Source organism: Sphingobium sp. LSP13-1-1.1 (assembly GCF_040676415.1).
GTDB lineage: Bacteria > Pseudomonadota > Alphaproteobacteria > Sphingomonadales > Sphingomonadaceae > Sphingobium.
On record NZ_JBEGHU010000034.1, the window covers coordinates 39,348 to 64,108 of the forward strand.

The following is a 24,761-nucleotide window of genomic DNA, read 5'->3' on the forward strand; positions in this document are numbered from 1 at the left end:
CAATGTGATGGTCGGTCGACGGAGCTAGCGGCATTGATCCGTGCCGCAATCATATCTTCGGAGTATTCGATGGCGATCTGGCTCAAGCGCGGAGCGAGCGCGGAAGCGAAGGCAGACGCGGACCGCAAGGTGCGCGATATTGTCGAGGCGGCACTGGCGGATATCGAGGCGCGCGGCGATGTGGCCGTGCGCGAGATGAGCGTCAAATTCGACGGCTGGGACAGAGAGGACTATCGCCTGAGCCAGGCCGAGATCGACGCGGCGGTCGACAGCCTCACCCCTCAGGAGCGCAAGGACATCGACTTCGCCCAGGCCCAGGTCAGGAACTTTGCGCAGGTCCAGCGCGATTCGATGAAGGACGTCGAGGTCGAGACTCTGCCCGGCGTCGTGCTTGGCCACAAGCACCTGCCCATCCAGAATGCCGGGTGCTACGTGCCGGGTGGCAAATATCCTCTGCTCGCCTCGGCCCATATGAGCGTGATCACCGCCAGGATCGCCGGCGTGCCGCGCGTCATCACCTGCGCTCCGCCGTTCCAGGGCAAGCCGGCGCTGGCTATTGTCGCCGCGCAGGCGCTCGCCGGGGCCGATGCGATCTATGCGCTCGGGGGCATCCAGGCGATCGGGGCGATGGCCCTGGGTACCGGGACGATCGACCCTGTCGATATCCTTGTAGGTCCCGGCAACGCCTTCGTGGCCGAAGCCAAGCGTCAGCTCTACGGCCGCGTCGGCATCGACCTCTTCGCCGGTCCGACCGAGACCCTCATCATTGCCGACGAGCTTGGCTGCGACCCTGAAATGGCCGCGACCGACATCCTGGGACAGGTCGAGCACGGACCCGACAGCCCGGGCGTGCTGCTCACCAACAGCGAGAAATTCGCCCGCGAGACGATGGGAGAGATCGAGCGCCTGCTGAATATCCTCCCCACCGCCGACCATGCCCGCAAGGCGTGGGAGGCCTTCGGCGAGGTGATCGTGGCCGAAAGCTACGAGGAGATGGTCGACATCGCCGATGAGATCGCGAGCGAGCATGTCCAGGTGATGACCGCCGACCCAGACTACTTCCTGGCCAACATGACCAATTACGGCGCGCTGTTCCTGGGCAGCCGCACCAACGTGTCCTATGGCGACAAGGCTATCGGCACCAACCACACCCTGCCGACGAAGAAGGCGGCCCGCTATACCGGCGGCCTGTGGGTCGGCAAGTTCATCAAGACCTGCACCTACCAGAAGGTTCTGACCGACGAGGCAAGCACGCTCATCGGCGAATATTGCAGCCGCCTCTGTGCGCTTGAGGGCTTCGCTGGCCATGGCGAGCAGGCCAACATCCGGGTCCGCCGTTTCGGCGGCAGGAACGTGCCCTATGCCGGGCAGGTCGAACCAAGCGAACTGACACGGGCGTGAGGACCGGGGGCATGACCGCTCTCCCCCAGACTCCCAGCTTTCGCCTCGACCATCGCCGCGCCCTCGTCACCGGGGCGGGGCGCGGTATCGGCCTTGCGTGCGCCGCGGCACTGGCGCAGGCGGGCGCGGTGGTCACGCTTGCTGCCCGTTCCGCTGGCGAGATCGGGGAAGCTGCCCAGGCCATTCGTGCCGCCGGTGGCACGGCGGAGGCGGCGGTGCTCGACGTCTCGGACCTTGCCGCCGTTGAGACCTTCTTCGCCGCGCGCGAGCCCTTCCACGTCCTTGTCAACAACGCCGGGACCAACCGGCCCAAGCCGATATGGGACGTGACCGAAGAAGATTATGACGCCGTCCTTGGCCTCAACCTCAAGGCCGCCTTCTTTGTCGCGCAGGCCTGCGCGAAACGGATGATCGAGACGGCAACGCACGGCAGCCTCATCCACATGGGGTCCCAGATGGGCCATGTCGGCGGACCCAACCGCAGCCTCTACTGCGCGTCGAAGTGGGCGCTTGAGGGCATGAACAAGAGCTTTGCGCTCGACCTTGCCCCCCATGCCATCCGCTCCAACACCATCGCACCGACTTTCATCGAGACGCCGATGACCGCCCCGATGTTCGCCGATGCCGTGTTCAGGGCCAATGTCCTCACCAAGATCAAGCTCGGCCGCATCGGCCGGGTCGAGGACCTCATGGGAGCCGTCCTCTACCTCGCTTCCGACGCCTCCGCCTTCATGACCGGCACCAGCATGGTGGTCGATGCCGGTTGGACCGCCGACTAGGAAGAAATCCTCATGTTCGAATGCTTTTCCGAAACTGCATGTGGAATCCTGGCATGAACCTGGCCCTGGTCTGCGTCGGCAATGATCCCGAGCCGGGCAAGCGCCGCCGTCCGGCGCGCGGGCGCGGCATCGGCATGCGCGACTGCATGACCGACTGGCGGGCCGAAACCCTTGCGGAGATGGGCTGATGGCGGAGTTCACCTTTCATCACGGAGGAGTATCCGTACCCAGCCTTGACGAGGCCATCAAATGGTATGGACGCGTACTCGGCTTCGAACTGGAGAAGCGGTTCTGGATCGAGGCGGCGCGCAGCCACACCGCCATGGTGCGCAAGGGGCCGCTGCGATTCGAGCTGTTCGAGGTGGAGGGGGCGGCGTCGCTGCCGGAGGACCGGCGCTCTCCGCTGCGCGACCTGCTGGTCCACGGCAACAAGCATGTGGCCTTCCGGGTCGAGGATATCGAGGCATTTCTGGCCGAGATGACGGAGAAGGGAGCCGACATCGCGTTTGTCGTGCGCGAAGCCTTTGGCAAGGGTTGTTTCATCCGCGACTGCGCGGGCAATTTGATCGAATTTGTCGAGGATGGCTCCCAGCAGCCGGGGCCGGGTGGTGGTCGCTTGACAGCGGCGACCGGCCCGGTGATCAGGGCTGGATGATCTTCGCTGAACCCAAGGTCGCAGCCGAGTTCGAGCGCTATGCCGACCGCGCAACGGCGGACGCGCGAGCTTGGCCCGGCAGGGCTGGCGGTGCGCGACGAGTTTCCGATCGGAAGCAGCATCGAGCTGACGGCGAAATGGACTTGAGCAAAACCCAGCCTGTGAAAGACCCAGCATGATATATGAGATTGCAACGCTGACGATCGACCCTACGCGCAGCGCCGAGTTCGAGGCGGCGGTTGCTGCGGCGCGGCCCTTTTTCGAAGGCGCCACGGGTTTCCTCTCCTTCGCCCTGCAGCGGTCGATCGAGCATCCCGAGCGTTATCGGCTGGTGGTCGGCTGGGAAAGCGTCGAGGCGCACATGGTCGATTTCCGCGAAAGCCAGGGCTTCCAGCATTGGCGGGCACTGGCCGGGCCGTTCTTCGTCGAGCCCCCCAGCGTGGAGCATGTCGCTACGGTCATCTGATCACCGTGGCTCCAGCGCTCCTGGATATCGCCTCATTTTCGAAATAGCAGGGTCAGCAGGAACAGGATTGTCCGGAAATCCAGCAGCCTGAGCGCGGCGCGGGCCTCGCCCGGCGTGAGCTTGGCCACCATGGGCATGGCGCCGAAGATCTTGCCGCGCACGACCAGCGTGTTGCCGTCGCGCTCAAGCTTGCGGATCGCCATGAGTTCCTTGTCGTTGGCGTCGAGAATCCTCGCCACCGGAGGCTTGGCTGCATTGCTCACTGGACGGCCCTTCCGCAGACCTTGTCGTAGTCGATCCCCATGTCGTCCATCATCTGGATGGCCGTGGCGCGGCCCGCGCCGAACACGCCGCCCCCTGGGTGCATGAAGGGGCCGACAAGATAGAGACCCTCGATCCCGGGCACGCGCAAGCTTCCGAGGTCGGGCGTCGGGCGGTGGCCGGCGGACTGGTAGAAGAACGGCGCGCAGCCGTGGATGTCGCCGCGCACGAAGCTGGCCGGGCTGTCGCGCTCGTGGTCGATCGGCGAGCGGATGAGGCGGCCGGTAATGTTCTCGTCGGTGAGGTTGACGTAGAACTTGCGATACTGGGCGAGAGCCTTGTCGGCGATCTCCTCCTTGCGTTCGTCCCACGAGGCGGGGCCGCCCGGCCAGAGATTATAGGGGGCGAAGTTGACGCCGTAGAACAGGCCGGCTCCTTCAGGGGCGCGGGAAGGATCGAAGATCGTGTTGTCGCCACCCGCGACGAGACGCGAGCTGACCTCCCCCCGGCGCAGCTTGTCATATTCGAGGCTCATGTCGCGCACAGTGTAGAAATCCATCAGCTCGGTCATCATCGCGTTGCAGTCGTTGCCGACCTTGAGCCGAAGCCGCTCCTTGAGCGTCATATGGGTGAGATTGATCGAGAAAGTCGATTGGGTCACGCGCTCGGCCCGCTGGAGCACGGGTTCGGGCGTTTCGCCCACGAACTTGCGCAGGACGTGGGGATGAATCGCGCCGATCACGCCGTCCCTGGCCATGAAGGTCTCGCCGTCCACGAGTTCGAGGCCGACAGCCTTGCCGCCTGAGACGATGACGCGCCTGACCTCGGCATTGCAGCGCACCTCGCCGCCGAAATGCTCGATCGCGCGGACGAGGGCGTGGGAGAGCTGGCCGGAGCCTCCTTTGGGCATCGAGCAGCCATAGCTGTGGACGATGCCGGGCATGACGAAGGCGCCCATGCCGGTGCCGAGCTCGTCCGGCATCTGCAGGTTCTCGGTCACCATGCGGACGATGTGGAGCTTGAGCAGTTCGCTGTCGAAATAGGCGTCGACAATGTCGAGCGCGGTACGCTGCATCAGGTCGAGGAGGAAGCGGCCCTCGTCGGACTGGTCCATCATCGCCACGAAAGCGCCCATCGGGAAGGGCGGGCTGTAGAGACCGCTGACCAGCATGGGCAGTGCGGTCTGGCTCATCTGGACGAACCGGCGGTAGGCTTCCGCGTCCTTCGGGCCGCAGATCCGCGCCAGTTCCTCGCAGGTCTTGTCGAGATCCTTGTAGGAGCGGATGACCGTGCCATCATCCCAGATGCTCACATGGATCAGGTCGGGGTAGATATATTCCAGGCCGAACCTCGACAGCAGCCCCAGCTCGTCCTCCCGCAGCATCGGGTTGCCCTGGATCATGATGTGCACGTTCGAGTGTTCGTCGTGCCAGAAGCCGGGGTGAAGCAATTCGCGGGTGGAAACGCCGCCGCCATAATGGGGTTTGCGTTCGAGGACGAGCACCTTCTTGCCCGCCTTGGCCATGTAGGCGGCGGCGACGAGGCCATTGTGGCCCGCGCCCATGACGACGATGTCGTAAGGGCTCATTTCAATGTTCTCCGGACAGGAAGGAGCGGAAGCCCGCGAGGCCCGGAACATGGCTGGCGCAGCCACCATCGGCCACCAGCACCTGACCGGTGACGTGGCGGGCCGCATCCGAAACGAGGAATCCCACGACCTCGGCAATGTCCTCTGCCTCGCCGAGTTGATCTCGCAGGGTTTCATCCTCGACCGTCCGGCGCAGGGCAGGGGGAAAGGCCTCGCGCAGGGCCGGGGTCATGGTCATGCCGGGGGCGACCGCGTTGCAGCGTATGCCGGCCTTGCCGTGGCTGGCGGCGATGGCGCGGGTCAACTGGATGATCGCAGCCTTGGACGAGGAATAGGCCGACTGGATCAGATGGCCCTGCAGGGCGAGGTTGCTGACCATGTTGACGATATTGCCGCGGGTGCCGCGCAGATGGGGCAGGGCGGCGCGGCAGGCGATCATCGTGCCGCGCACGTTGACGGCGTAGGTCCGGTCCCAGAGGGCCGTCGCCATGTGCTCTATGTCACCGTCGGCCCGGGCGATATCGGGGCCGAGCAGGGCGGCGTTGTTGTGGAGCACGTCGATACGGCCGAACCTTGCGACAACCTCGGCGATCATCGCCTCGATCGAGGCTTCGCTCTCAAGGTCGAGGGACACGGCGATGGCACCGGGAATTCCGGCGGCCAAGGAGCGAGCCGGATCCAACGCGATATCGGCGATCGCCACGCTGGCGCCGCGCCGCGCGAGCAGCCGTGCGGTGGCCGAGCCGATGCCCCCGGCGCCGCCGGTCACGATCGCCACCTTGCCGTCAAGACGAATGGCATCTTCGGCCATCATGCTCTCCCAATTCGTTGACCTTCCCGGCAGGCGGCATAATGTATCCGCGAACAGAGGGAAGACGGCACTTTTTTGTGCCCAGGGCACATCATGACCAACGGGTGCAGCGATACTCCGGACCGTCCGGGCCTGGCCAGCCTGGCCCAGGAAATGGCACGGCACGGCACGGCGCGGGACGCCCCGGTGCGTGAGGTCATGGGCCTGCTGGGCGACCGCTGGTCGACCCTGATCCTGCTGGTGCTCGCCACGGGCGAGCTGCGCCAGGCCGAACTCAGGCGGCTGCTGGCGACGCTCTCGGCCGAGCAGGCAATTTCACAGCGGATATTGACCCTGAAGCTGCGCGCGCTCGAACGCGACGGCTTCGTGGCGCGCAGCGTAAGCGCCGACGTGCCGCCGAAGGTGAGCTATGCGCTTACCGGGCTGGGCGCGGCGCTGCACGGAGAGACGCGACGGCTGATTTACTGGGTGAACGCGAACGAGGAGGCGATCCGCATGGCGCGTGCAGCCTTCGACGCGGCTGACGACTAGAGCGATTTCACTTTGAGTGGAAATCGCTCAGTCTTTTGAGGCCGCATTTTCCCAGCCGTCGACCGTAAACGGTCAACTTGAAAATACGCTAGGGGAGAGGCGCGCAGGTCATCCCCGGACGTGGTTCATCCGATATTCGACCTTGATCCAGTGCGATCGATCGCGACGGGTTCGCGGGACGCGATGACCGAGCGCATCTAGCCGGGCGAGATCGTGCACAAGGGCGATCACACCGTAAACCACCAACGGGCCCCTTGAGGGGGGGGGGAGGAGGGAGATTTTCAAGATGGAATGGTGCGGTCGAGAAGACTCGAACTTCCACGGCCTTTCGGCCACAACGACCTCAACGTTGCGCGTCTACCAATTCCGCCACGACCGCACATTTTCCGGGAACCGGCGGGGCCGGTGCCTTGGTAGGAGGCGGCCCTTAGCAAAGGCTTTTTCCTCATGCAACAACCGATCTTCATTTGCGTTGTTTTGCCCGGAGAAAGTCGGGGAGCGAGTGACGAATAGAGGAAGGGCTGCTCATGTCCGCGCGCTTCTGGTTATTTTCATGTGCATGCGCGGCGACGGCCCTCACCGGGGGCTATGGGCTGGGCCTATATGCCACGACGTCGCCGCGGGCCGCGCTGGAAACGCCATTGCCGCAAGCCGCGATGCCGCAGGATAGCCTTTCTGATCCTGCCGGTCTGACTGGCCCTGCGGTCGTTGATTGCAAGGGATGCGGCCCCACGCTGGCCGATCGGCAAATGGCGGCAGACCTGGCAAACTGGAACGGGTCGAACGATCCTGATGTCCGCCATGATGAGGCGCGGTATGACCTGGGCGAGGCCGTCCCTGAACCGCCACAGGCCGGAGGGGCGTCGTCTGTATCCCTGGAGGGGCTTGATGGTGGATCAAGCGACGGCGGCCCGCATGGGGTGAAGATCGCCCAGGCCGCCGGAGACAGAACGTCCGCCGAGGATGCCCCGGCGGACGTTGCCATGTCATATTGATGCCGTTCTGCCGGACTGCCCTTTATTCGGCGGCCACAACTTCCGCCGGAGCATCGCTCAACGGATGGGCGAGGCGGCTCACCATCTCCTTCGGGCAGATCTGCCAGAAATAACGGCGCCAGCGATCCCAGTCGTCCAGGATCGTGTTTGACCATTTGCTGTCGGTCGCCACGGCATGCTGGGCGACCAGGGCCTTCAGCTCCGCTTCCCAATGCGCACTTTCCAGCCGCTGCCAGAGGATGCTTTCCGGATTGGCCCGTGTCGGGAAGCTGCCATCTTCATCCAGGATGAAGGCCATGCCGCCGGTCATGCCCGCACCGAAATTCGCCCCGGTCCTGCCCAATATGACTGCGGTGCCGCCGGTCATATATTCGCATCCGTTCGCGCCGCAGCCTTCGACCACCACCTGTGCGCCCGAATTGCGCACGGCGAAGCGTTCCCCGGCCTGGCCCGCCGCGAACAGCTTGCCGCTGGTCGCGCCATAGAGGACGGTGTTGCCGATGATCGTGTTGTCCTTGCTCGACAGCGGCGAGGATACGGTGGTGCGCACCGTGATGATGCCGCCCGACAGGCCCTTGCCGACATAGTCATTGGCATCGCCGAACACTTCCAGCTTGATGCCCTTGCACAGGAAGGCGCCCAGCGACTGGCCGGCCGAACCGCGCAGCCGCACGGTAAGGTGCCCGTCCGCCAGCGTCGACATGCCGAACTTCTCGGTCACGGCGGCCGACAGGCGGGTGCCGACGGCGCGATGCGTGTTGCGCACCGTATAGGTGAGCTGCATCTTCTCGCCGCGTTCGAACACGGCGCGGGCGTCCTTCATCATCTGCGCATCAAGGCTGTCCGGCACCGGGTTGCGCCATTCGGTCAGGCTGAAACGGCGCTGATCGTCCGGCGCATCCACCTTGGCCAGGATCGGGTTGAGGTCGAGATCGTCCAGATGCTCCGCGCCGCGATTGACCTGCTTCAGCAGTTCGGTCCTGCCGATCACCTCGTCCAGGCTGCGATAGCCCAGACGCGCCAGTATCTCGCGCACCTCCTCCGCGATGAAGGTCATGAGGTTGATGACCTTTTCCGGCGTGCCGGTGAACTTTTCGCGCAGGCGCTCATCCTGCACGCAGACGCCGACCGGGCAGGTGTTGCTGTGGCACTGGCGCACCATGATGCAACCCATCGCGACCAGCGACAGCGTGCCGATGCCGAACTCCTCGGCGCCCAGGATCGCCGCGATCACGATGTCGCGGCCGGTCTTGAGGCCGCCGTCGGTGCGCAGCTTCACGCGATGGCGCAGGCCGTTCAGGGTCAGCACCTGATTGGCTTCGGAAAGCCCCATTTCCCAGGGAGTGCCCGCATATTTGACCGACGTCTGCGGCGAGGCGCCGGTGCCGCCGACATGCCCCGCGACCAGGATGACGTCGGCATGCGCCTTCGCCACGCCCGCCGCGACGGTGCCGATGCCCGCCTGGCTGACCAGCTTCACGCAGACCCGCGCGCGCGGGTTGATCATCTTGCAGTCGTAGATGAGCTGCGCGAGATCCTCGATCGAATAGATGTCATGGTGCGGCGGCGGCGAGATCAGCGTCACGCCGGGCGTCGCATGGCGCAGCTTCGCGATGAACTCGGTCACCTTGAAACCGGGGAGCTGTCCACCCTCGCCGGGCTTGGCGCCCTGCGCGACCTTGATCTCGATTTCCTCGGCGCTGCCCAGATATTCGGCATGGACGCCGAAGCGGCCCGACGCGATCTGCTTGATCACCGAATTGGCGTTGTCGCCATTGTCATAGGGCTTGAAGCGGTTCGCATCCTCGCCGCCTTCGCCCGACACGGCCTTGGCGCCGATCCGGTTCATTGCGATCGCCAGCGTCTCATGCGCTTCCGGAGAGAGCGCGCCCAGCGACATGCCCGGCGTCACGAAGCGCTTGCGGATCTCCGTGGTCGCCTCGACCTCGTCGATCGGCACGGCCTCGCGGGCGAAGTTGAACTCCAGCAGGTCACGCAGATAGACCGGCGGCAGGTCGCGCACGCCGCGCGAGAATTGCAGATAGGTCGAATAGCTGTCCGTCGCGACCGAGGTCTGCAACAGGTGCATCAGCTGCGCCGAATAGGCATGCGTCTCGCCCCCGTTGCGCTGACGGTAGAAGCCGCCGACCGGCAGGCGCACCACGGCACCGTCATAGGCGGCGTCATGGCGCATCTTCGCGCTATAATGGAGCGATTGATAGCCCTCGCCCGAAATCTTCGCGGGCATGCCGGGGAAGAGATCGTTGACCAGTGCACGCGACAGACCCACAGCTTCGAAATTATAGCCGCCGCGATAGCTGCTGATGACCGCGATGCCCATTTTGGACATGATCTTCAGCAAGCCTTCATTGATGGCGATGCGGTAGCGTTCGAAACAGGCCTCCAGCGACAGGTCGCCGAACAGGCCACGGGCATGGCGGTCCGCGATGCTCGCCTCGGCCAGATAGGCGTTCACCGTGGTCGCGCCGACGCCGATCAGCACCGCGAAATAATGGGTGTCGAGCGCTTCGGCGCAGCGCACGTTGATCGACGCATAGCTGCGCAACCCCTTGCGGACGAGATGGGTGTGCACGGCCGCCGCCGCCAGCACGCCGGCGATGGCGACGCGGCCGGCGCTGACATGCTCGTCGGTCAGGAAGATTTCGGTGCGGCCCTCGCGCACGGCCTGCTCCGCTTCTTCGCGGATGCGGGCGATGGCGGCGCGAAGCTGTTCCTGCCCGCCTTCGGCCGGGAAGGTGCAGTCGATTTCCGCGACAGCCGGACCGAAATGGCTCTTCAGCTTCGCCCATTCGGTCGAGGTCAGCACCGGCGAATCCAGCACCAGCACATGGCTGTTCTGCGCTTCCTGCTCCAATATGTTGTGCAGGTTGGAGAAGCGCGTCTTCAGGCTCATGACATACCGTTCCCGCAACGGATCGATCGGCGGGTTGGTGACCTGGCTGAAATTCTGGCGGAAGAAATGGCTGATCGTGCGTGGCTTGTCGGAAATGACCGCCAGCGGCGTGTCGTCGCCCATGGAGCCGACCGCTTCCTTCGCATCCTCGACCATGGGGGCGAGGATCAGCTCCATATCCTCCAGCGTCAGATTGGCGGCGACCTGGCGGCGCGTCAGTTCGGCCTTGTCCCAGGCGGGCAGGGCGGACGGCGCCTCGCTCAGATCATTGACCGTCATGAAGTCCTTGATCAGTTCCGAATAAGGGCGCTCGCCCGCAATCTGGTCCTTGATCTCCCGGTCGTCGAAGATCACGCCTTCCTGCAGGTCTACGGCGATCATCTGGCCCGGACCCATGCGGCCCTTCCGGACGATGGTGGTTTCGGGCACGACGACCATGCCGGTTTCGGAACCGACGATCAGCAGATTGTCGCCGGTGAGCGTGTAGCGCAGCGGGCGCAGCGCGTTGCGGTCGACGCCGGCCACGACCCAGCGGCCGTCGGTCATCGCCAGCGCGGCGGGGCCGTCCCACGGCTCCATGACGGAGGCGAGATATTCATACATGTCCGAATGCGCCTGCGGCAGTTCGGCGTCGGCCGACTGCCAGGCTTCGGGGACGAGCATGAGCTTTGCCGTCGGGGCATCGCGGCCGGAGCGGCAGATCGCCTCGAACACCGCATCCAGCGCGGCGGTGTCGGAAGCGCCGGCCGGGATCACGGGCTTGATGTCTTCGGAGTGATCTCCGAAGGCCAGCGACGCCATCTTGATCTCGTGGCTCTTCATCCAGTTCTTGTTGCCGCGGATCGTGTTGATCTCGCCATTATGGGCGAGCGTGCGGAACGGCTGGGCCAGCCACCATTGCGGGAAAGTGTTGGTCGAATAGCGTTGGTGGAAGATCGCGACCCGGCTCTCGAACCGCTCGTCCTGCAGGTCAGGATAGAAGACCGACAGCGATTCGGCGAGGAACAGCCCCTTGTAGATGATCGACCGGCAGGAGAGCGAACAGATGTAGAAGTCCTGGATCTGCGCGGCGATCACCTTCTTTTCGATCCGGCGGCGGATCAGGTAGAGGTCCTTTTCGAACTCGGCCTGATCGCGTTCCTCCGGCATGGGGCCGGCGATCATGATCTGCTCGATTTCGGGACGGGTGCGCTGCGCCTTTTCCCCGATGACGGAAACGTCGACCGGCACCTGGCGCCAGCCATAGATGGTGTAGCCCGCCTCGATGATCTCGCTCTCGACGATGGTGCGGCAGGTTTCCTGAGCGCTGAGGTCGGTGCGCGGCAGGAAGATCATGCCGACGGCAAGGCGGTTGGGCAGCGGCTTGTGACCCGAATCCGCGATCGCATCGTCGAAGAATCGTACCGGCAGGTCCACATGGATGCCCGCGCCGTCCCCGGTCTTGCCGTCGGCGTCAACGGCACCGCGGTGCCACACGGCCTTCAGCGCGTCGATCGCGCTGGCGACCACGCGCCGGCTGGCGCGACCGTCGGTCGCGGCGACCAGGCCGACGCCGCAGGCGTCGCCTTCCATCTGGGGATGATACATGCCCTCGGCCGCGATCCGTGCGCGCTCTTCGGGGCTGGCCATGAAATTGGTGTCGGTCATGATGACTTACCCTTGCATGTGGCCGTCCCTGTTCCTGGGTACGGCCGCTGTCATTCCGTTGGTTGCCGGCGGGGCCGGCGCTATTGTCAGTTGGCCTTCTTCGCGTCCGCGCCGATCAACGCGGTGAGACGCTCGCGTTCGGCCTTCGTCAGATCATTATAGGTTCGCGGCTTGGGCAGCTTGGCGAGTTGTTCCGCGGAGGATTTCATGATCTCCGGCATGGCCTGCATCATTTCAGGCATGATCTTCTGCATTCGGCCAATATAATGCGGGTCCGTGGCCAGCTCCATGAAGCCCGCACCGAATTTGGCGCCGACGGGCGTTTTCAGGAAGGCGCTGATCTGGTCCAGTTCGGCCGCGCTGTAGCGATAGGCGAAGGCCTCTGCCATGCCTTCCCGCATGTCCGGTTCATAGCGTCCCATGAAGCGACCCATGGCCGGCATCATGCTGTTGACCATCACGTCCATCCGCTTGCGGAAATTGGGGTCGATGATCGCCATCATTTCCTCGACCGTGCCTTTACCCAGGCTATCGGCCTTTTCCGGATCGAGGCCACCCATCTTCAGGAATTCGCGGATGGGCATTCGGGTCATGCCGTCCATCATTGGTCCCATCATCTTCTGCATCATCGGCCCCATCATCCTTTCCATGGTGCCGTCGGGCAAGATGATGGAGGCGATCGGCTGAGCCTTGGCCAGCAGTGCCGGGTCCACAGGCTGGACCGCCGCCGCGGCAACCTGTGCCTGGGCCTGGGCCTGTGCAGCGATCGGGGTCGCCAGCAGGAGGAGGAAGGCGGCGCGCATCAGGCGGCTACCCTTTCCCCGGCCGCCGCCTTGGCCTTCGCCTTCAGGTAGCGGTGCATATGTTCGGTCACGTCGCGGCCGTCGCGGATCGCCCAGACCACCAGCGAGGCGCCGCGCACGATGTCGCCCGCCGCGAACACGCCGTCCATGCTGGTCATCATCGTCTTGTGATCGACGCGCAGCGTGCCCCAGCGGGTGACGGACAGGTCTTCCGCACCGAACAGCCTGGGCAGTTCTTCCGGATCATAACCCAGCGCCTTGATCACCAGATCGGCCTCCAGCACATGCTCCGTGCCCGGATCGGGTTCCGGGGCGCGGCGGCCCGATGCGTCGGGCTGGCCGAGGCGCATCTTCGTCACCTTGACGCCGGTCACGTGGTCGGTGCCTTCGAAGGCGATGGGGGCGGAGAGCCAGACGAACTCCACGCCTTCCTCCTCCGCATTGGCGACTTCACGCTGCGATCCGGGCATATTGTCGCGGTCGCGGCGGTAGAGGCACTTGACCGAAGTCGCTCCCTGGCGGACCGCCGTGCGGACGCAATCCATCGCCGTGTCGCCGCCGCCGATAACGACGACCTTCTTGCCATTGGCGTGGAGCGAACCGTCCTCATGCTCCGGCACGGCGTCGCCGAAGCCGGCCTTGTTGGAGGCGATGAGGAAATCGAGCGCCTTGACCACGCCCGGCGCACCGACGCCCGGCGCCTTGATGTCGCGCGGCTTGTACACGCCGGTCGCGATCAGGATGGCGTCGTGACGGCTGCGCAGTTCCTCCATGGTCGCGTCGCGGCCGACCTCGAAGCTTTCATGGAAGACGATGCCGCCATCCTTCAGGCGCTGGATCCGGCGCATGACGACGTCCTTCTCCAGCTTGAAGCCGGGAATGCCGTAGGTCAGCAGGCCGCCGGCGCGGTCGTGGCGGTCGTAGACATGGACATCATAGCCCGCGACGCGCAGATATTCCGCCGTGGTGAGGCCCGCCGGACCCGCGCCGATGACGCCGACCGACTGCCCCAGCGACGCGCCGGGCACGAGCGGCTCGACCCAGCCTTCCTTCCAGGCCGTATCAGTGATGAACTTTTCGACCGAACCGATAGTGACCGAACCATGGCCGGAAAATTCGATGACGCAATTGCCCTCGCAAAGGCGGTCCTGCGGGCAGATGCGGCCGCAGATTTCCGGCATGGTGCTGGTCAGGTTGCTGAGTTCATAGGCTTCGCGCAGGCGGCCTTCGGCGGTCAGGCGCAGCCAGTCGGGAATATGGTTGTGCAGCGGGCAATGGGTCGAGCAATAGGGCACGCCGCATTGCGAGCAGCGCGACGCCTGTTCCTCCGCCCTGTCCAGGATGAAGCTGCGGCTGATTTCCAGGAAGTCGTCGGCGCGATCGTCGGCCGAACGCTTCTCGGGATAGGCCTGGCCCGTTCCCACGAATTTCAGCATTGGATTGTCTGCCATGATGAGTCCCTGAAAAGAATTTGCAGGGTGCGCATAGCAGAAAAACCCGCAGAGTCACGTGGATTCTACGAATTAGGTCAGCACAGATGACATATTTATGGGAAAAACGCGCTGGAATGCACCCAAGCCTGAAATAATCTTGCGCTTAATATGGCCGATTTGGACCTATCTTAGGGAAAGCCACGCCAGGGCGGCGATTCCGGCGACGATTCGATACCAGGCAAATGGCGCGAAGCCGTGCCGCGACACCAGCCCGACGAACCATTTGATGACTAGCAGGGCGACGATGAAGGACACGAAGAAGCCCAGAGCGATGCTGTCCCATCCCACCGCCGCCGATGTCAGCTTGTCGCCATTCTTCAGCAGTTCCAATGTCGATGCCCCCAACATGGTCGGGATGGCGAGGAAGAAGCTGAATTCCGCCGCTGTGCGCCGTTCCACCCCCAGCGTCAGCGCGCCCATGATCGTCGCGCCCGAACGGCTGATGCCGGGGATCATGGCCATGCACTGGATCAGGCCGATGCCGACCACGCGGAGGAGAGGAATGTCGGCTATGCCGTGAAAGCGGTTTTCCCTCACCATCCGCTCGATCGCCAGGATCGCGACGCCGCCGGCGATCAGCGCCCAGGCGACGACCTTCGGCGCGCCCAGCAACTGTTCGATATGATCATGCAGCGCCAGGCCAATGATCGCCGCCGGGATGAAGGCTACCAGCAGATTGCGCAGGAAGCGCCAGCTTGTCGGTTCCCGGCGCAGCAGTCCCATGCCCACTGCCCAGAATGTACGCCAGTAAAGCACCACCACCGCCAGGATCGCGCCCAACTGGATGATGACGTTGAACATCGCCCATGTCGACGCATCATAGCCCAGCAATTCGCTGGCCAGGATCAGATGGCCGGTCGAGGATACGGGCAGGAACTCGGTCAACCCCTCGACGATGCCAAGCAGGATGACTGTCAGATAATGCAGGTCCATGGGCGGATGAGATCCTTATGGGGCAAGCAGGGGAAAGCCCTCCCCCGAACGGGGAAGGGCGTCAGGAACGTGGCATCCATTGTGCAGAAGCGAATGGCCCGTGCAAGACGGCCTGTCGCGGTCCCATGTCGGCCCGCCTGATCGGATTGCGACCGATCAGGCCTGAGCACGGCCGGCAAAGCGGCCATGCTTGCGGTAACGGACCAGCCATTTCTCCGCGACGGCCGCCATCGGCGTGGCCGCGACGCCCAGTTCGGCAAGTCCCTCCGCGCCGGGCGCGACGACATTATCCCTGGCCAGCATGGACAATTGGTCCTGCGTGATCGGGCCGCCCGGCAGCATGGCGATCAACGAGGCGACAGAGGCGGGAACGGCGCACAGGCTGCGCTCCCGGCCGATGGCCCTGGCGATCCAGGCGTTGAGTTCCCGCATCGTATAGCTTTGCGGCCCGCCCAGTTCATAGGTCTTGCCGCCATATTCACCGGGATTCCCGGCGGCATTGGCGACGGCCTGCGCCACGTCCGTGACATAGACCGGCTGGAACCGGGTGTCGGCGGCGATCACTGGCACCACGGGGGCGATGCGGATGATCTCCGCAAAGCGATTGAGGAACTGGTCTTCCGGCCCGAAAATGATCGAGGGGCGCAGGATGGTCGCATGGGGGAAGGCCGCCTTGACCGCCGCTTCGCCCTCGGCCTTCGACCGGCCATAGGCGGACGGGCTCTGCGCGTCCGCGCCAATGGCGGAGACGTGGACGAGCGCCCGGACGCCCGCTTCCGCCGCCGCCCTGGCGACGTTCGCCGCGCCGTCATGATGGGAACCCTGGAAATCGCCGGACAGCACGCCCACCAGATTGATGACGATGTCGCTGCCGGCAACGGCGCGGGCGACGCTTTCGGGCTTGCGGATGTCGGCCGCGACGAACTGGGTCTGGCCCAGGGCGCCCAGCGGCTTGACGCGCAGGGCGGTCGACAGATCGCGCTGCGCCACGCGCACCCGCGCGCCACGCGCCAGGAGCGCCTGGGCGACCTGCCGGCCCAGAAAGCCGCCGCCGCCGAACACCGTAACCAGACTGTCCTTCATCACGCGTCCCATGCCTGTCTGTTCAAAGGGAATGATCCTGCGCATCCCCTTTTTCGAGGGGACGCGTACGCCATCCCCTTGCAACAGCCGCCGCCCGCTGACAACTGCTTTACCCGATCCAGCCCTGCAAATCAGCAATCATCCACAGGCCCAGTCCCAGGAACAGAAGGGCCGCCCCGATCTGGAGCGCGCGCATCGGCACCTTCTTCGCCAATGCTTCGCCGAACAGCACGGCAGGGACATTGGCGATCATCATGCCCATCGTCGTGCCGGCCGTCACCGCCAGCACATTGTCGAACCGCGCGCCGAGCATCACGGTCGCGACCTGCGTCTTGTCACCCATTTCGACCAGGAAGAAGGCGACCAGCGTCGTCAGGAACACGCCCGCCTTCGACGGCGCGCGCAACGGTTCGTCCTCGTCGATCTTGTCGGGGATCAGCGTCCACGCCGCCATGGCGATGAAGCTCGCAGCCACGGCATAGCGAAACCAGGCTTCCTTCAACACGCCCGCGACCGAATGGCCGACCAGGGCGGCCAGGAAATGATTGGCAAGGGTTGCTGCGAATATGCCCGCGATGATCGGCACCGGTTTGCGGAAGCGGGTGGCGAGCAGCATCGCCAGCAATTGCGTCTTGTCCCCCATTTCGGCGAGGGCGACGAGTGCGGCGGAGGTGAAAAATGCTTCCATCAGGATCTGTCCGGGCCAGGCGAAAGACAAAGACACAATGCCACCATCCGCTCCCGCCCGGCCGGACGGAGAGGATGATGCCATTGGTCTCGCCCGATGCAGGGAGGCTCAAAAGTCCCCTGCATCCCGTCCGCCACGACCTCTCGGCCAAATATGTTGACGAACGGTCCGTCCCCTTCGGAACGGCTGGCTACTCCCCAGATGACGCCGGGGCCTTATGATAATTCGGGGGGAGAGGCAAGGTCTGGCGGATGCCTTGTTCCGCAAGGGGCAGGATCGGGTCAAGGCGCGGCTCCCATCGCCGCGCCTTCCCTGATCCTGCCGTTTTCCTGCCCTGTCAGGCCGCGGCCGCGATCCCGCTGACGCCCAGTTCGGCCAGCGCGAACTTGCGGATATGTTCGCCCATATCTTCGCGATCCAGCGCCAAGGCGAGATTCGCCTCGATATAGCCCGCCTTCGACCCGCAATCGAAACGGCGGCCATCGAACGTCACGCCATGGAAGGGTTGGGTACCGATCATCGACGCCATGGCATCGGTCAGCTGAATCTCGCCGCCGGCGCCCTTCTCCTGCGTCTCCAGGATCTTCATCACTTCGGGCTGCAGGATGTAGCGGCCCGGCAGGATCAGGTTGGACGGCGCCGTACCCGGTGCGGGCTTTTCCACCAATCCCTTCACCTCGGTCAGGGCGCCGTCGCGCTGGCCCGGATCGATCACCCCATAGCTCGGCGTATCGGCCATCGGCACTTCCAGCGCACAGACCAGATTGCCGCCGACCTTTTCATAGGCATCGACCATCTGCTTCAGGCATCCCCGGCCGGGTGTCCCCTTCATGAATTCGTCGGGCAGCAGGATGGCGAAGGGCTCGTCACCGACAATGTCCCGCGCGCACCAGATGGCGTGGCCCAGGCCCAGCGGCTCCTGCTGGCGCAGGAACACCGCATTGCCGGGCGACAGGCGGGTGCCATCCAGCGCCGAAAGATCCTTGCCCCGCTCGCGCTGGGTCGCCTCGGCCTCATAGGCCATGTCGAAATAATCCTCGATCGCGCCCTTGCCGCGGCCGGTCACGAAGATCATCTGCTCGATCCCCGCCTCTCGCGCCTCGTCGACGGCATATTGGATCAGCGGCCGATCGACGACCGGCAGCAATTCCTTGGGCACCGACTTGGTCGCCGGAAGGAAGCGCGTGCCAAGACCCGCGACAGGGAAAACGGCTTTGCGAATCGGTTTATAGGACATGAGGCTCCTGTTTCTCGCTAGGCGCGTCGAAAGGCTTCGCCCTCCGCCGCATAAAGATCAAGCATGGAAGATTACTTAACCCCTTCAGACAGCCAGCAGGCGCTGCGCCACCCTTTCGAGGGATGCAATTTCCGCTTCGAGTTGCTCAAGCGAGACATGCGTCTGATTGTTCCGCGCATCGCGGCATGTGAAACCGCCGGGCGCGGGCTGCTGAAAGCCGCCGATGATGAGCGACCGGAAACGGTCGATCCTCTGCATGTCGCGCTCGATATCCGATATTTCCATCAATGCGCTGGCATTGCGCCTGTCCCGCATCGACACCATCGTTCGCATTTCGGTCATCAGCTTCGTCATGCCCGGACGGGTCCGGGCACCTACGGTCCGCACATCCCCCATGGCTTCCCGCATCATCGCGATCTTCGCCTCCAGGCTCTGCTCCAGCATCGTCCAGGCGCAGACCAGTCGACCTACCGCACATAAAAGCGCCGCATCTTCCGGCGCATAATCCGACACTGCCCTCAAATTGACTTCGGCAACCACGTTCACTTCATCCGCGCCCCGGCATGTTATGCTTTCCGCTCGAAAGAAAGCCTGCCCGTTTTGCAGCGCAAAAGGCTAGGGGGGCGCGCCGATGCCGCCCGCAACAGCGGCACAGGCCGTCGCCAACTGTGCCCAAACAGCGATGAGCCGTTAACCCTCTTCGACGACTGTTCAGAAATCGACAGCGATTCCCTTGCGTTCCCAGTCGCCATAGCGAACCGGGCTCAATTCCTCGTCATGAGGCGAAGGATTGTCGATCGGGTCGGGCTGCGGCACGGGCGGGCTCTTGGAAAGATGCGCGGGCGGCTTCACATGCGCGGGGCGCTTGCCGTTGAAGGTTCCCATCGATCATCCTTTCGATTGCGGGCGCGTCATCGTCACCCCATATTCAGGGCCGGCCCGCTATCTGGGCCGCAAAGGAGATTTGTGCAAGTGAATGGGATGAAGACGGCGATGCTGTTGTCGGCGCTGACGGCGCTGTTCATGGCATTGGGCTATACGCTGGGCGGCAGCGGCGGGGCGGTGGTCGCCCTGCTGGTGGCGGCGGGCATGAACCTCTTCACCTTCTGGAACGCCGACAGGATCGTGCTGTCCATGCACAATGCGCGGGAGGTGGATGGGCAAAGCGCGCCCGAATTCTACACCCTCGTTGCAGAGCTGGCCCAGCGCGCCGGCCTTCCCATGCCGCGCGTCTACCTGATCGATGAGGCCCATCCCAATGCCTTCGCGACGGGTCGCGACCCGGATCATGCTGCCGTCGCGGCCACAACCGGCCTGCTCTCGATGCTGAGCCGGGACGAAGTCGCCGGCGTCATGGCGCATGAACTGGGCCATGTGCGCAACCGCGACACGCTGATCATGACGATGGTGGCGACCATTGCGGGCGCGATTTCCATGCTCGCCAATTTCGGCCTGTTCTTCCGCGGCGGCAATCAGGAAAATGGCCATGGCAATATCGTGGCGACCCTGCTCGCGGTGATCGTCGCGCCCTTCGCGGCCATGATCGTGCAGATGGCGATCAGCCGCACGCGCGAGTTTGGCGCTGATCGTGCGGGTGCGGAGATCAGCGGTAACCCCCGCGCGCTGGCCTCTGCCCTCGCCAAGATTTCCGGCCGGGCGGAAATGATTCCCAACCCGGTGGCGGAACGTAATCCCGCCGCCGCGCAACTCTATATCGTGCCCGTGCATGTGAGCGAGCTTTTCTCCACCCACCCGGCAACCGAAAAGCGCATCGCCGCCTTGGAGGAGTTGGCGGGCGGCACGTTCATGCCGCCTCGCGCCTCCGCCCTGTCTCCCGCTGCGGCGCCCCTCGAGCCCAAGATACGCAAGTCGAGCGCCCTCGATCCGCTCCGGCGGGACTAGAGCGATTTCCAAGCGATCGGCACCGATCGCTGGTTAAGAAATCGCGGAAAACAAGGAATCGAAAGCGGCGATCTGATTCAATCAGATCGAAACCCGCTCTAGCGCTGGTCGGGGAGGCGGGCGATCAAGCCCTGTTGAGGATCATTTGCTGTAGGGTGCCCTCAGCTGACTTTCTTCAGCAGCCATCCCACGGTCGATCCGCCTGGCAGGGCTTCGCTGGTGACCGCCAACTGCTTTGTGCCATGGGGGCGGCCATGGGCATCCACCCACAGGCCTTCCTCTATCGTCAGCTTCCCCGCATTGGCGCGGAATTGCCAGGTCGCGCCCGTGTCGATGCGCAGCAGCGCGCCCATCCCGTCGGCTGTGGGCGTGGGTTCAACGCCGGGCGCCAGGTGGAAGCGGAGCTGGACGGGCAGCTTCACCGGCTTGCGGCGCCGCGCAGCAGGCGTCAGCATGTCCTCGCCACGGATTTCCTTACCGTCTCCGCTCATCAGCAGCAGGCGACGATGGACATAGCCCATGCGCCGCACATAGCCGTCATGGCTGAGGTCGAACCGGCTGCCGCTTTCCGTTTCCTGCCGGTTGATCTCGACCTCGGTCACGCCCTTGCCCAGCGTGCCGTCGGGCAGCAGGGCGGTGGAATTGCTGTCGTTCAGCACCAGCGTGCTATGGGCGGCCGTGGTGCGCAGACCCTGCGCCAGATCGCGCGGTACCCACGCGCCCTCCAACGCCGCGCCGCCGCAATTGACGATCAACCGCTGCTGCCCGTCGCTGATCTCGATCGCGCCGGTGGAGGCGCAACCCGCATCCGCCAACTGGGCGACCGGGGGCGGGGCGGCGTCCACCTGTATCACCGTGGTCCCGGCGGCCAGCCGCTGATAACCCCAGCCATTGGCCTGCCGCAACGGGCGCGCGCGGACGCGGCTGGCGCGGATGACGGCTTCGACGGTGGCGGGATCGACGGCGCCGGCCCCCTGCCAGTTGCCCAGCCCGCCATCGCCATGGGTGAGGCCCAGCAAAGCCGGAACCGCCCTTGCCAGCGCCTCCGTCAGGAAAGCGGGCGTCTGTTCACGCCGCACCTCATAGACGGCGGCGACCATGGTCAGCAGCATGATGGCTTCAAGCTGGTCCAGCGGCGACCGCGAAATGATGCCGCCATCGCCATGAAGGCCGGTGTCGAGCGCGCGTTTGAGGCCGGCTTCTCCGAACAGCTTGCGCGTCGCGCCGCCGGGCAGCAGCATAGAGGCCGCCACGATCCCGCCCCAGGCGACAAGGCGCGGCAGCCCGACCGGCGCCTTGTCCGCGCCGCGGTCCAGATGGCGGGCGGTGCGGGCGATGCAGTTCAGTACCAGCGAGCGATAGACAAGGTCGCTGGACGAGAGGATCAGCGGTGCATAGGCCGACCAGAAGAACAGGCGCCAGCCCGCATTGTCGGCGCGCCAGGCGGGTTCGCTGGGCGTGTCGGCATGGGCGGCCAGCCATTTGCGCATGACGCCTTCGGCAATCGGCGCGGCCTGTTCGCGGGTGGCCACGGCGGCAAGGTCGCGCAGCCAATGGAAACCGTGCAGATAATCGGCAAAGCCCGCCGGCACGCCGGGATTGGCGAAATCCAGCCTGTCCAGGGGCAGTTTCTGGCCCCGGAACAGGAAATAGCCGGCACGGATCGCCTGGCCCGCATGGGCGTTGCCGGGAATTTCGTCGTCCGGCACGGCGAGCAGCTTGAGTGGATATTTGCCCTTCAGCCGGCGGCCGTGGATCGGCGTCTTCCAACTCAGGAGATAGAAGCGATTGGCGATGCGTTGCGCCAGCGAAAGTCCCTTGTCATCCGCGATGCGGATGAGCCGCTTGCCCTGCTCGATCCCGTCCTCCGGGCCGGATCCGGCCTCCTCGGGGGCGGGATGGGGGGAAAGGCGGCGGCGGTCGCTCACCCGCCGCGCAACGTCCGGATATTGTCGGCATAGGCGGACGGCCCGCCCCGGAAGGTCGCTGTGCCGGCGACCAGCACATCGGCGCCCGCCTCGATGGCGCGGGGCGCGGTGGCGAAGTCGATGCCGCCGTCCACCTGAAGGCGGATGTCGCGGCCTGACTTCTCGATCATCTTCCGGATCGCTTCGATCTTGCGAAGCTGGTTGCTGATGAAGCTCTGTCCGCCAAAGCCGGGATTGACGCTCATCACCAGGATCAGGTCGACATCATCGATCAGGTAATCCAGCATCTTGGCCGGGGTGCCGGGATTGAGCACCACGCCTGCCTGCACGCCCAGCGACTTGATATGCTGGATGGAGCGGTGGATATGCGGCCCGGCCTCCGGATGGACGGTCAATATGTCGGCGCCCGCTTCGGCAAAGGCGTTCAGATACTGGTCCACGGGGGAGATCATCAGGTGGACGTCGAACGGCTTCTTCGTATGGGGGCGCAGCGCCTTCACCACGCCGGGGCCGATGGTGATGTTGGGCACGAAATGGCCGTCCATCACATCGATATGGATCCAGTCCGCCCCGGCCTCGTCAATGGCGCGGACCTCCTCGCCCAGACGGGCGAAATCGGCGGACAGGATGGAGGGCGAGATCAGGATCGGGCTGGTCATTTGACTATCGGCCTTAGCCTTGGCAGAAGCCAAGGGCAACGTTCGATTAACGCTATCCACAGGCTTTTGGCCACAGGCTTTCGGCACGGGCTTTGGCCGGGACGTGCCGATCCGAATCGCGGGCTTTCAGGAGAGGACGAACAATGTCGGGTCTAGTCCCGTCGACGGCTTCGAACCCTTCGGCAGGAACTGCTTGACGCCGTGCAGGGAAACCACCTGATTTCGCTGGACGATGGGCGCAGCGATCAGGCGCATGGCGCATTCGCCGCCATCCGCCGGACGGATGTCGACGTCCACCGTGAAGCCCCGCCTGTGGCGGATCGCATAGGCGCGCAACTGTTCCATCGCGGTACGACTTTCGGCTGTGTACAGCGACACGGCGAGCGGGCGGGGAACCGTTATCCCGCGCTCCAGCCCGAAAATATCATAGACGCCGTTGGTCCAGCTCAGACTGTCGTCGCCAAGGTCGCAATGCCACAGGCCAAGGCCGCGTTCCGCCAGTGCCCCATCGTCGCTGGCGATCCGGTCGTCCAGCATCACGGGCGCCAGATGGTCCCGCAAGGCGTAGAGCGGCCAGCTATGATGCAGGGGAAGAGGCTCGGTCGGGCGCAAGACAGGTCTTTCTGAATGCCGGATCGCACCATAGGGCTGGTCTGGTTAAGGCTTGATGGATCGTATCAGCCTTGCGACGAAAAAGCCATCGGTGCCGCCCTGCGCGGCGAGATTGTCCGGCAGGGTGCGGACCCAGCCCTGCGCCGTAGGCTGGATGCCGTCAGGCAATTCGGCGGCCGTCGCAGGCAAGGCGCTGAAATCCTTCCATTCGTCGAGGAAGCGGGCGACCTGCTCCTCGCCCTCGGCGCGTTCGAGCGAACAGGTGGCGTAGATCAGCATGCCTCCCGGCTTCAGCCACGCCGCGGCGCGCGCCAGCAGTTCGGCCTGGATCTCGGCCAGCTCCGCTATCTGCCGCGCGCCGATACGGTGCAGCACGTCGGGATGGCGGCGGTAGATGCCGGTCGCGGTGCATGGCGCGTCGAGCAATATGGCGTCCGCCGGAGCGTCGGGTTCCCACAGGCGCAGATCCGCCTGCACGATCGCGGCGGACAGGCCGGTGCGCTCCAGATTTTCATTCAGGCGCTCCAGGCGCTTTTTGGACTGGTCGACCGCCGTCACGCGCCAGCCGGCAGCGGCAAGCTGCATCGTCTTGCCGCCAGGCGCCGCGCAGAGGTCCAGCACATCGCGTCCTTCTCCCCTGCCCAGGAGGCGCGCGGGGATGGAAGCGGCCAGGTCCTGGACCCACCAGGCGCCTTCGTCGAAGCCGGGAAGATCCGGGATGACGGCGCCTTCGGGCAGGCGGACATGGCCGGGGGCAAGGCTCAGGCCATTGAGGGCCTCGGCCCAATGCGCGGTCTGGCCGGGATCACGCAGGCTGATGTCGACGGGCGGACGCTGGGCATAGGCGTGGGCCGCGGCCTGCGGCATGGCCTCGCCCCATTGCGCGGCCCAGCGGCTGGCGGCCTCATGCGGCAGCGTGGGTGGCGAGGGTAGCGCGGGATCGGCGCGGGTCAGCGTGCCGAAGACGCCATGGACCAGCTTGCGGGGGCCGCCATCGACCAGCGGCAGGGCAGTCGCGATGGCGGCGTGGGGCGCGGTACCCAGCGCCAGCACCTGGACAAGGGCGATGCGCAGGACCATCCGTGCCTTGGCATCATGGGGAAGCGGCTGGCGCGTGGCGCTGTCGATCAGCGCGTCGAGGTCCGGCAGGTGGCGCAGCGTCTCGGCCGCGATGGCGTGGACCAGCGCCCGGTCCGCCGGGGCAAGCCCCTGCGCCGCGCCATGCAGCGCGCCTTCGAGCGGATCGCCGCGGCGCAGAACGGCATCCAGCAGGCGAAGCGCGGCGCGGCGGGCGGGGAGGCCGGGGACGTCCTTGGGGGCAGATGGTCGGGGCATGGAAAGCGCCTAGGGCAAAATGCGCGGGAAAGTAAGTTGT

Annotated in this window: 24 protein-coding genes, 1 tRNA gene and 1 riboswitch; of the genes, 8 read left to right on the forward strand and 17 right to left on the reverse strand. The window is 65.0% G+C overall.

The genetic code is table 11. The features are described 5' to 3' along the window. The first annotated feature begins 69 nt into the window (after positions 1-69). From hisD to MRBLSP13_RS15450, 5 genes are all read left to right on the forward strand, one after another. Positions 70-1,401, forward strand: a complete 1,332-nt coding sequence (gene hisD / locus MRBLSP13_RS15430) for a histidinol dehydrogenase (protein ID WP_363738358.1) — start codon at positions 70-72, stop codon at positions 1,399-1,401. 11 nt (positions 1,402-1,412) lie between these two features. After that, entirely contained in the window at positions 1,413-2,180 is a 768-nt protein-coding gene (locus MRBLSP13_RS15435; RefSeq protein WP_363738359.1) for an SDR family NAD(P)-dependent oxidoreductase, read from the forward strand. A gap of 53 nt (positions 2,181-2,233) precedes the next feature. Further along, entirely contained in the window at positions 2,234-2,368 is a 135-nt protein-coding gene (locus tag MRBLSP13_RS15440; RefSeq protein ID WP_363738361.1) for a hypothetical protein, read from the forward strand. Continuing rightward, the gene (locus tag MRBLSP13_RS15445; RefSeq protein WP_363738363.1) at positions 2,368-2,835 is read left to right on the forward strand and encodes a VOC family protein; all 468 of its coding nucleotides are present in this window, start codon (positions 2,368-2,370) and stop codon (positions 2,833-2,835) included. The genes MRBLSP13_RS15440 and MRBLSP13_RS15445 overlap by 1 nt, the downstream gene beginning before the upstream one ends. A gap of 175 nt (positions 2,836-3,010) precedes the next feature. Next, the gene (locus MRBLSP13_RS15450; RefSeq protein ID WP_363738365.1) at positions 3,011-3,301 is read left to right on the forward strand and encodes an antibiotic biosynthesis monooxygenase family protein; all 291 of its coding nucleotides are present in this window, start codon (positions 3,011-3,013) and stop codon (positions 3,299-3,301) included. A gap of 32 nt (positions 3,302-3,333) precedes the next feature. Here the strand turns inward: MRBLSP13_RS15450 and MRBLSP13_RS15455 are convergent, their stop codons facing one another. Genes MRBLSP13_RS15455 through MRBLSP13_RS15465 form a run of 3 tightly spaced genes read right to left on the reverse strand, consistent with a single transcriptional unit; the run spans position 3,334 to position 5,964 of the window. Then, on the reverse strand, positions 3,334-3,564 hold the full coding sequence (locus tag MRBLSP13_RS15455; RefSeq protein ID WP_363755395.1) for a hypothetical protein: 231 nt from the start codon (positions 3,562-3,564) through the stop codon (positions 3,334-3,336). Further along, on the reverse strand, positions 3,561-5,150 hold the full coding sequence (locus tag MRBLSP13_RS15460) for a phytoene desaturase family protein (RefSeq protein ID WP_363738369.1): 1,590 nt from the start codon (positions 5,148-5,150) through the stop codon (positions 3,561-3,563). The genes MRBLSP13_RS15455 and MRBLSP13_RS15460 overlap by 4 nt, the downstream gene beginning before the upstream one ends. Before the next feature lies 1 nt (position 5,151). Next, positions 5,152-5,964, reverse strand: coding sequence for an SDR family NAD(P)-dependent oxidoreductase (locus MRBLSP13_RS15465; RefSeq protein WP_363738371.1), 813 nt, complete (start codon positions 5,962-5,964; stop codon positions 5,152-5,154). A gap of 90 nt (positions 5,965-6,054) precedes the next feature. Here MRBLSP13_RS15465 and MRBLSP13_RS15470 point away from each other — a divergent pair, with 90 nt between their 5' ends. Further along, the gene (locus MRBLSP13_RS15470; RefSeq protein WP_363738373.1) at positions 6,055-6,492 is read left to right on the forward strand and encodes a winged helix-turn-helix transcriptional regulator; all 438 of its coding nucleotides are present in this window, start codon (positions 6,055-6,057) and stop codon (positions 6,490-6,492) included. A 292-nt stretch (positions 6,493-6,784) separates the two neighbouring features. On the opposite strand, the gene MRBLSP13_RS15475 is transcribed toward MRBLSP13_RS15470, so the two are convergent. Next, a tRNA-Leu gene (locus MRBLSP13_RS15475) sits at positions 6,785-6,871 on the reverse strand. Positions 6,872-7,241: 370 nt separating this feature from the next. Here MRBLSP13_RS15475 and MRBLSP13_RS15480 point away from each other — a divergent pair. Next, positions 7,242-7,487: a hypothetical protein gene (locus MRBLSP13_RS15480; protein ID WP_363755397.1), complete on the forward strand. Its 246-nt coding sequence runs from the start codon at positions 7,242-7,244 to the stop codon at positions 7,485-7,487. Between the two features lie 22 nt (positions 7,488-7,509). Here MRBLSP13_RS15480 and gltB read toward each other — a convergent pair whose 3' ends face one another. The 9 genes from gltB to MRBLSP13_RS15525 all read right to left on the reverse strand — a co-directional run bounded on the left by gltB (position 7,510) and on the right by MRBLSP13_RS15525 (position 19,170). Continuing rightward, positions 7,510-12,048 carry a glutamate synthase large subunit gene (gene gltB / locus MRBLSP13_RS15485; RefSeq protein WP_363738377.1) on the reverse strand — a complete coding sequence of 1,513 codons (4,539 nt, stop codon included), beginning with the start codon at positions 12,046-12,048 and terminating at the stop codon, positions 7,510-7,512. Positions 12,049-12,134: 86 nt separating this feature from the next. Next, complete coding sequence (locus MRBLSP13_RS15490; RefSeq protein ID WP_363738379.1) at positions 12,135-12,851, reverse strand: DUF2059 domain-containing protein; 717 nt, start codon at positions 12,849-12,851, stop codon at positions 12,135-12,137. Beyond that, entirely contained in the window at positions 12,851-14,302 is a 1,452-nt protein-coding gene (locus MRBLSP13_RS15495; protein ID WP_363755399.1) for an NAD(P)-dependent oxidoreductase, read from the reverse strand. The genes MRBLSP13_RS15490 and MRBLSP13_RS15495 overlap by 1 nt, the downstream gene beginning before the upstream one ends. A 165-nt stretch (positions 14,303-14,467) precedes the next feature. Next, positions 14,468-15,277 (reverse strand): undecaprenyl-diphosphate phosphatase, encoded by an 810-nt coding sequence (locus MRBLSP13_RS15500; protein WP_363755401.1) that lies wholly within the window; start codon positions 15,275-15,277, stop codon positions 14,468-14,470. Between the two features lie 156 nt (positions 15,278-15,433). Then, positions 15,434-16,372 (reverse strand): complex I NDUFA9 subunit family protein, encoded by a 939-nt coding sequence (locus MRBLSP13_RS15505; protein ID WP_363755403.1) that lies wholly within the window; start codon positions 16,370-16,372, stop codon positions 15,434-15,436. A 97-nt stretch (positions 16,373-16,469) separates the two neighbouring features. Next, positions 16,470-17,048: a TMEM165/GDT1 family protein gene (locus MRBLSP13_RS15510; RefSeq protein WP_363738385.1), complete on the reverse strand. Its 579-nt coding sequence runs from the start codon at positions 17,046-17,048 to the stop codon at positions 16,470-16,472. 95 nt (positions 17,049-17,143) lie between these two features. Then, a riboswitch (yybP-ykoY riboswitch) is annotated at positions 17,144-17,260 on the reverse strand. 125 nt (positions 17,261-17,385) lie between these two features. Next, on the reverse strand, positions 17,386-18,285 hold the full coding sequence (locus tag MRBLSP13_RS15515; protein ID WP_133652547.1) for a UTP--glucose-1-phosphate uridylyltransferase: 900 nt from the start codon (positions 18,283-18,285) through the stop codon (positions 17,386-17,388). Positions 18,286-18,369: 84 nt separating this feature from the next. Then, complete coding sequence (locus MRBLSP13_RS15520; RefSeq protein WP_133652712.1) at positions 18,370-18,798, reverse strand: hypothetical protein; 429 nt, start codon at positions 18,796-18,798, stop codon at positions 18,370-18,372. A 198-nt stretch (positions 18,799-18,996) separates the two neighbouring features. Then, positions 18,997-19,170 carry a DUF1674 domain-containing protein gene (locus MRBLSP13_RS15525; protein WP_133652548.1) on the reverse strand — a complete coding sequence of 58 codons (174 nt, stop codon included), beginning with the start codon at positions 19,168-19,170 and terminating at the stop codon, positions 18,997-18,999. Between the two features lie 96 nt (positions 19,171-19,266). On the opposite strand from MRBLSP13_RS15525, the gene htpX reads away from it, so the two are divergent. Next, positions 19,267-20,187, forward strand: a complete 921-nt coding sequence (gene htpX / locus MRBLSP13_RS15530; RefSeq protein ID WP_414714723.1) for a zinc metalloprotease HtpX — start codon at positions 19,267-19,269, stop codon at positions 20,185-20,187. 161 nt (positions 20,188-20,348) lie between these two features. Here the strand turns inward: htpX and MRBLSP13_RS15535 are convergent, their stop codons facing one another. The 4 genes from MRBLSP13_RS15535 to MRBLSP13_RS15550 form a co-directional block, all read right to left on the reverse strand. After that, positions 20,349-22,115 (reverse strand): heparinase II/III family protein, encoded by a 1,767-nt coding sequence (locus MRBLSP13_RS15535; protein ID WP_363755407.1) that lies wholly within the window; start codon positions 22,113-22,115, stop codon positions 20,349-20,351. Continuing rightward, complete coding sequence (rpe, locus tag MRBLSP13_RS15540; protein WP_363738389.1) at positions 22,112-22,774, reverse strand: ribulose-phosphate 3-epimerase; 663 nt, start codon at positions 22,772-22,774, stop codon at positions 22,112-22,114. Before rpe ends, MRBLSP13_RS15535 begins: the two co-directional genes overlap by 4 nt. Positions 22,775-22,900: 126 nt before the next feature. After that, the gene (locus MRBLSP13_RS15545; protein WP_363738391.1) at positions 22,901-23,386 is read right to left on the reverse strand and encodes a diguanylate cyclase; all 486 of its coding nucleotides are present in this window, start codon (positions 23,384-23,386) and stop codon (positions 22,901-22,903) included. A gap of 45 nt (positions 23,387-23,431) precedes the next feature. Beyond that, positions 23,432-24,721 carry an RsmB/NOP family class I SAM-dependent RNA methyltransferase gene (locus MRBLSP13_RS15550; protein ID WP_363755409.1) on the reverse strand — a complete coding sequence of 430 codons (1,290 nt, stop codon included), beginning with the start codon at positions 24,719-24,721 and terminating at the stop codon, positions 23,432-23,434. Between the last annotated feature and the right edge of the window lie 40 nt (positions 24,722-24,761).

Coding starts and splice junctions, on each gene's coding strand:
- hisD (WP_363738358.1), top strand. CDS start 70: ATGGCGATCTGGCTCAAGCGCGGAGCGAGCGCGGAAGCGAAGGCAGAC.
- MRBLSP13_RS15500 (WP_363755401.1), bottom strand. CDS start 15,277: ATGGACCTGCATTATCTGACAGTCATCCTGCTTGGCATCGTCGAGGGG.
- MRBLSP13_RS15505 (WP_363755403.1), bottom strand. CDS start 16,372: ATGGGACGCGTGATGAAGGACAGTCTGGTTACGGTGTTCGGCGGCGGC.
- MRBLSP13_RS15515 (WP_133652547.1), bottom strand. CDS start 18,285: ATGTCCTATAAACCGATTCGCAAAGCCGTTTTCCCTGTCGCGGGTCTT.
- gltB (WP_363738377.1), bottom strand. CDS start 12,048: ATGACCGACACCAATTTCATGGCCAGCCCCGAAGAGCGCGCACGGATC.
- MRBLSP13_RS15495 (WP_363755399.1), bottom strand. CDS start 14,302: ATGGCAGACAATCCAATGCTGAAATTCGTGGGAACGGGCCAGGCCTAT.
- MRBLSP13_RS15480 (WP_363755397.1), top strand. CDS start 7,242: ATGGCGGCAGACCTGGCAAACTGGAACGGGTCGAACGATCCTGATGTC.
- MRBLSP13_RS15510 (WP_363738385.1), bottom strand. CDS start 17,048: ATGGAAGCATTTTTCACCTCCGCCGCACTCGTCGCCCTCGCCGAAATG.
- MRBLSP13_RS15445 (WP_363738363.1), top strand. CDS start 2,368: ATGGCGGAGTTCACCTTTCATCACGGAGGAGTATCCGTACCCAGCCTT.
- MRBLSP13_RS15490 (WP_363738379.1), bottom strand. CDS start 12,851: ATGCGCGCCGCCTTCCTCCTCCTGCTGGCGACCCCGATCGCTGCACAG.
- MRBLSP13_RS15460 (WP_363738369.1), bottom strand. CDS start 5,150: ATGAGCCCTTACGACATCGTCGTCATGGGCGCGGGCCACAATGGCCTC.
- MRBLSP13_RS15440 (WP_363738361.1), top strand. CDS start 2,234: ATGAACCTGGCCCTGGTCTGCGTCGGCAATGATCCCGAGCCGGGCAAG.
- MRBLSP13_RS15470 (WP_363738373.1), top strand. CDS start 6,055: ATGACCAACGGGTGCAGCGATACTCCGGACCGTCCGGGCCTGGCCAGC.
- htpX (WP_414714723.1), top strand. CDS start 19,267: ATGAAGACGGCGATGCTGTTGTCGGCGCTGACGGCGCTGTTCATGGCA.
- rpe (WP_363738389.1), bottom strand. CDS start 22,774: ATGACCAGCCCGATCCTGATCTCGCCCTCCATCCTGTCCGCCGATTTC.
- MRBLSP13_RS15550 (WP_363755409.1), bottom strand. CDS start 24,721: ATGCCCCGACCATCTGCCCCCAAGGACGTCCCCGGCCTCCCCGCCCGC.
- MRBLSP13_RS15525 (WP_133652548.1), bottom strand. CDS start 19,170: ATGGGAACCTTCAACGGCAAGCGCCCCGCGCATGTGAAGCCGCCCGCG.
- MRBLSP13_RS15450 (WP_363738365.1), top strand. CDS start 3,011: ATGATATATGAGATTGCAACGCTGACGATCGACCCTACGCGCAGCGCC.
- MRBLSP13_RS15465 (WP_363738371.1), bottom strand. CDS start 5,964: ATGATGGCCGAAGATGCCATTCGTCTTGACGGCAAGGTGGCGATCGTG.
- MRBLSP13_RS15435 (WP_363738359.1), top strand. CDS start 1,413: ATGACCGCTCTCCCCCAGACTCCCAGCTTTCGCCTCGACCATCGCCGC.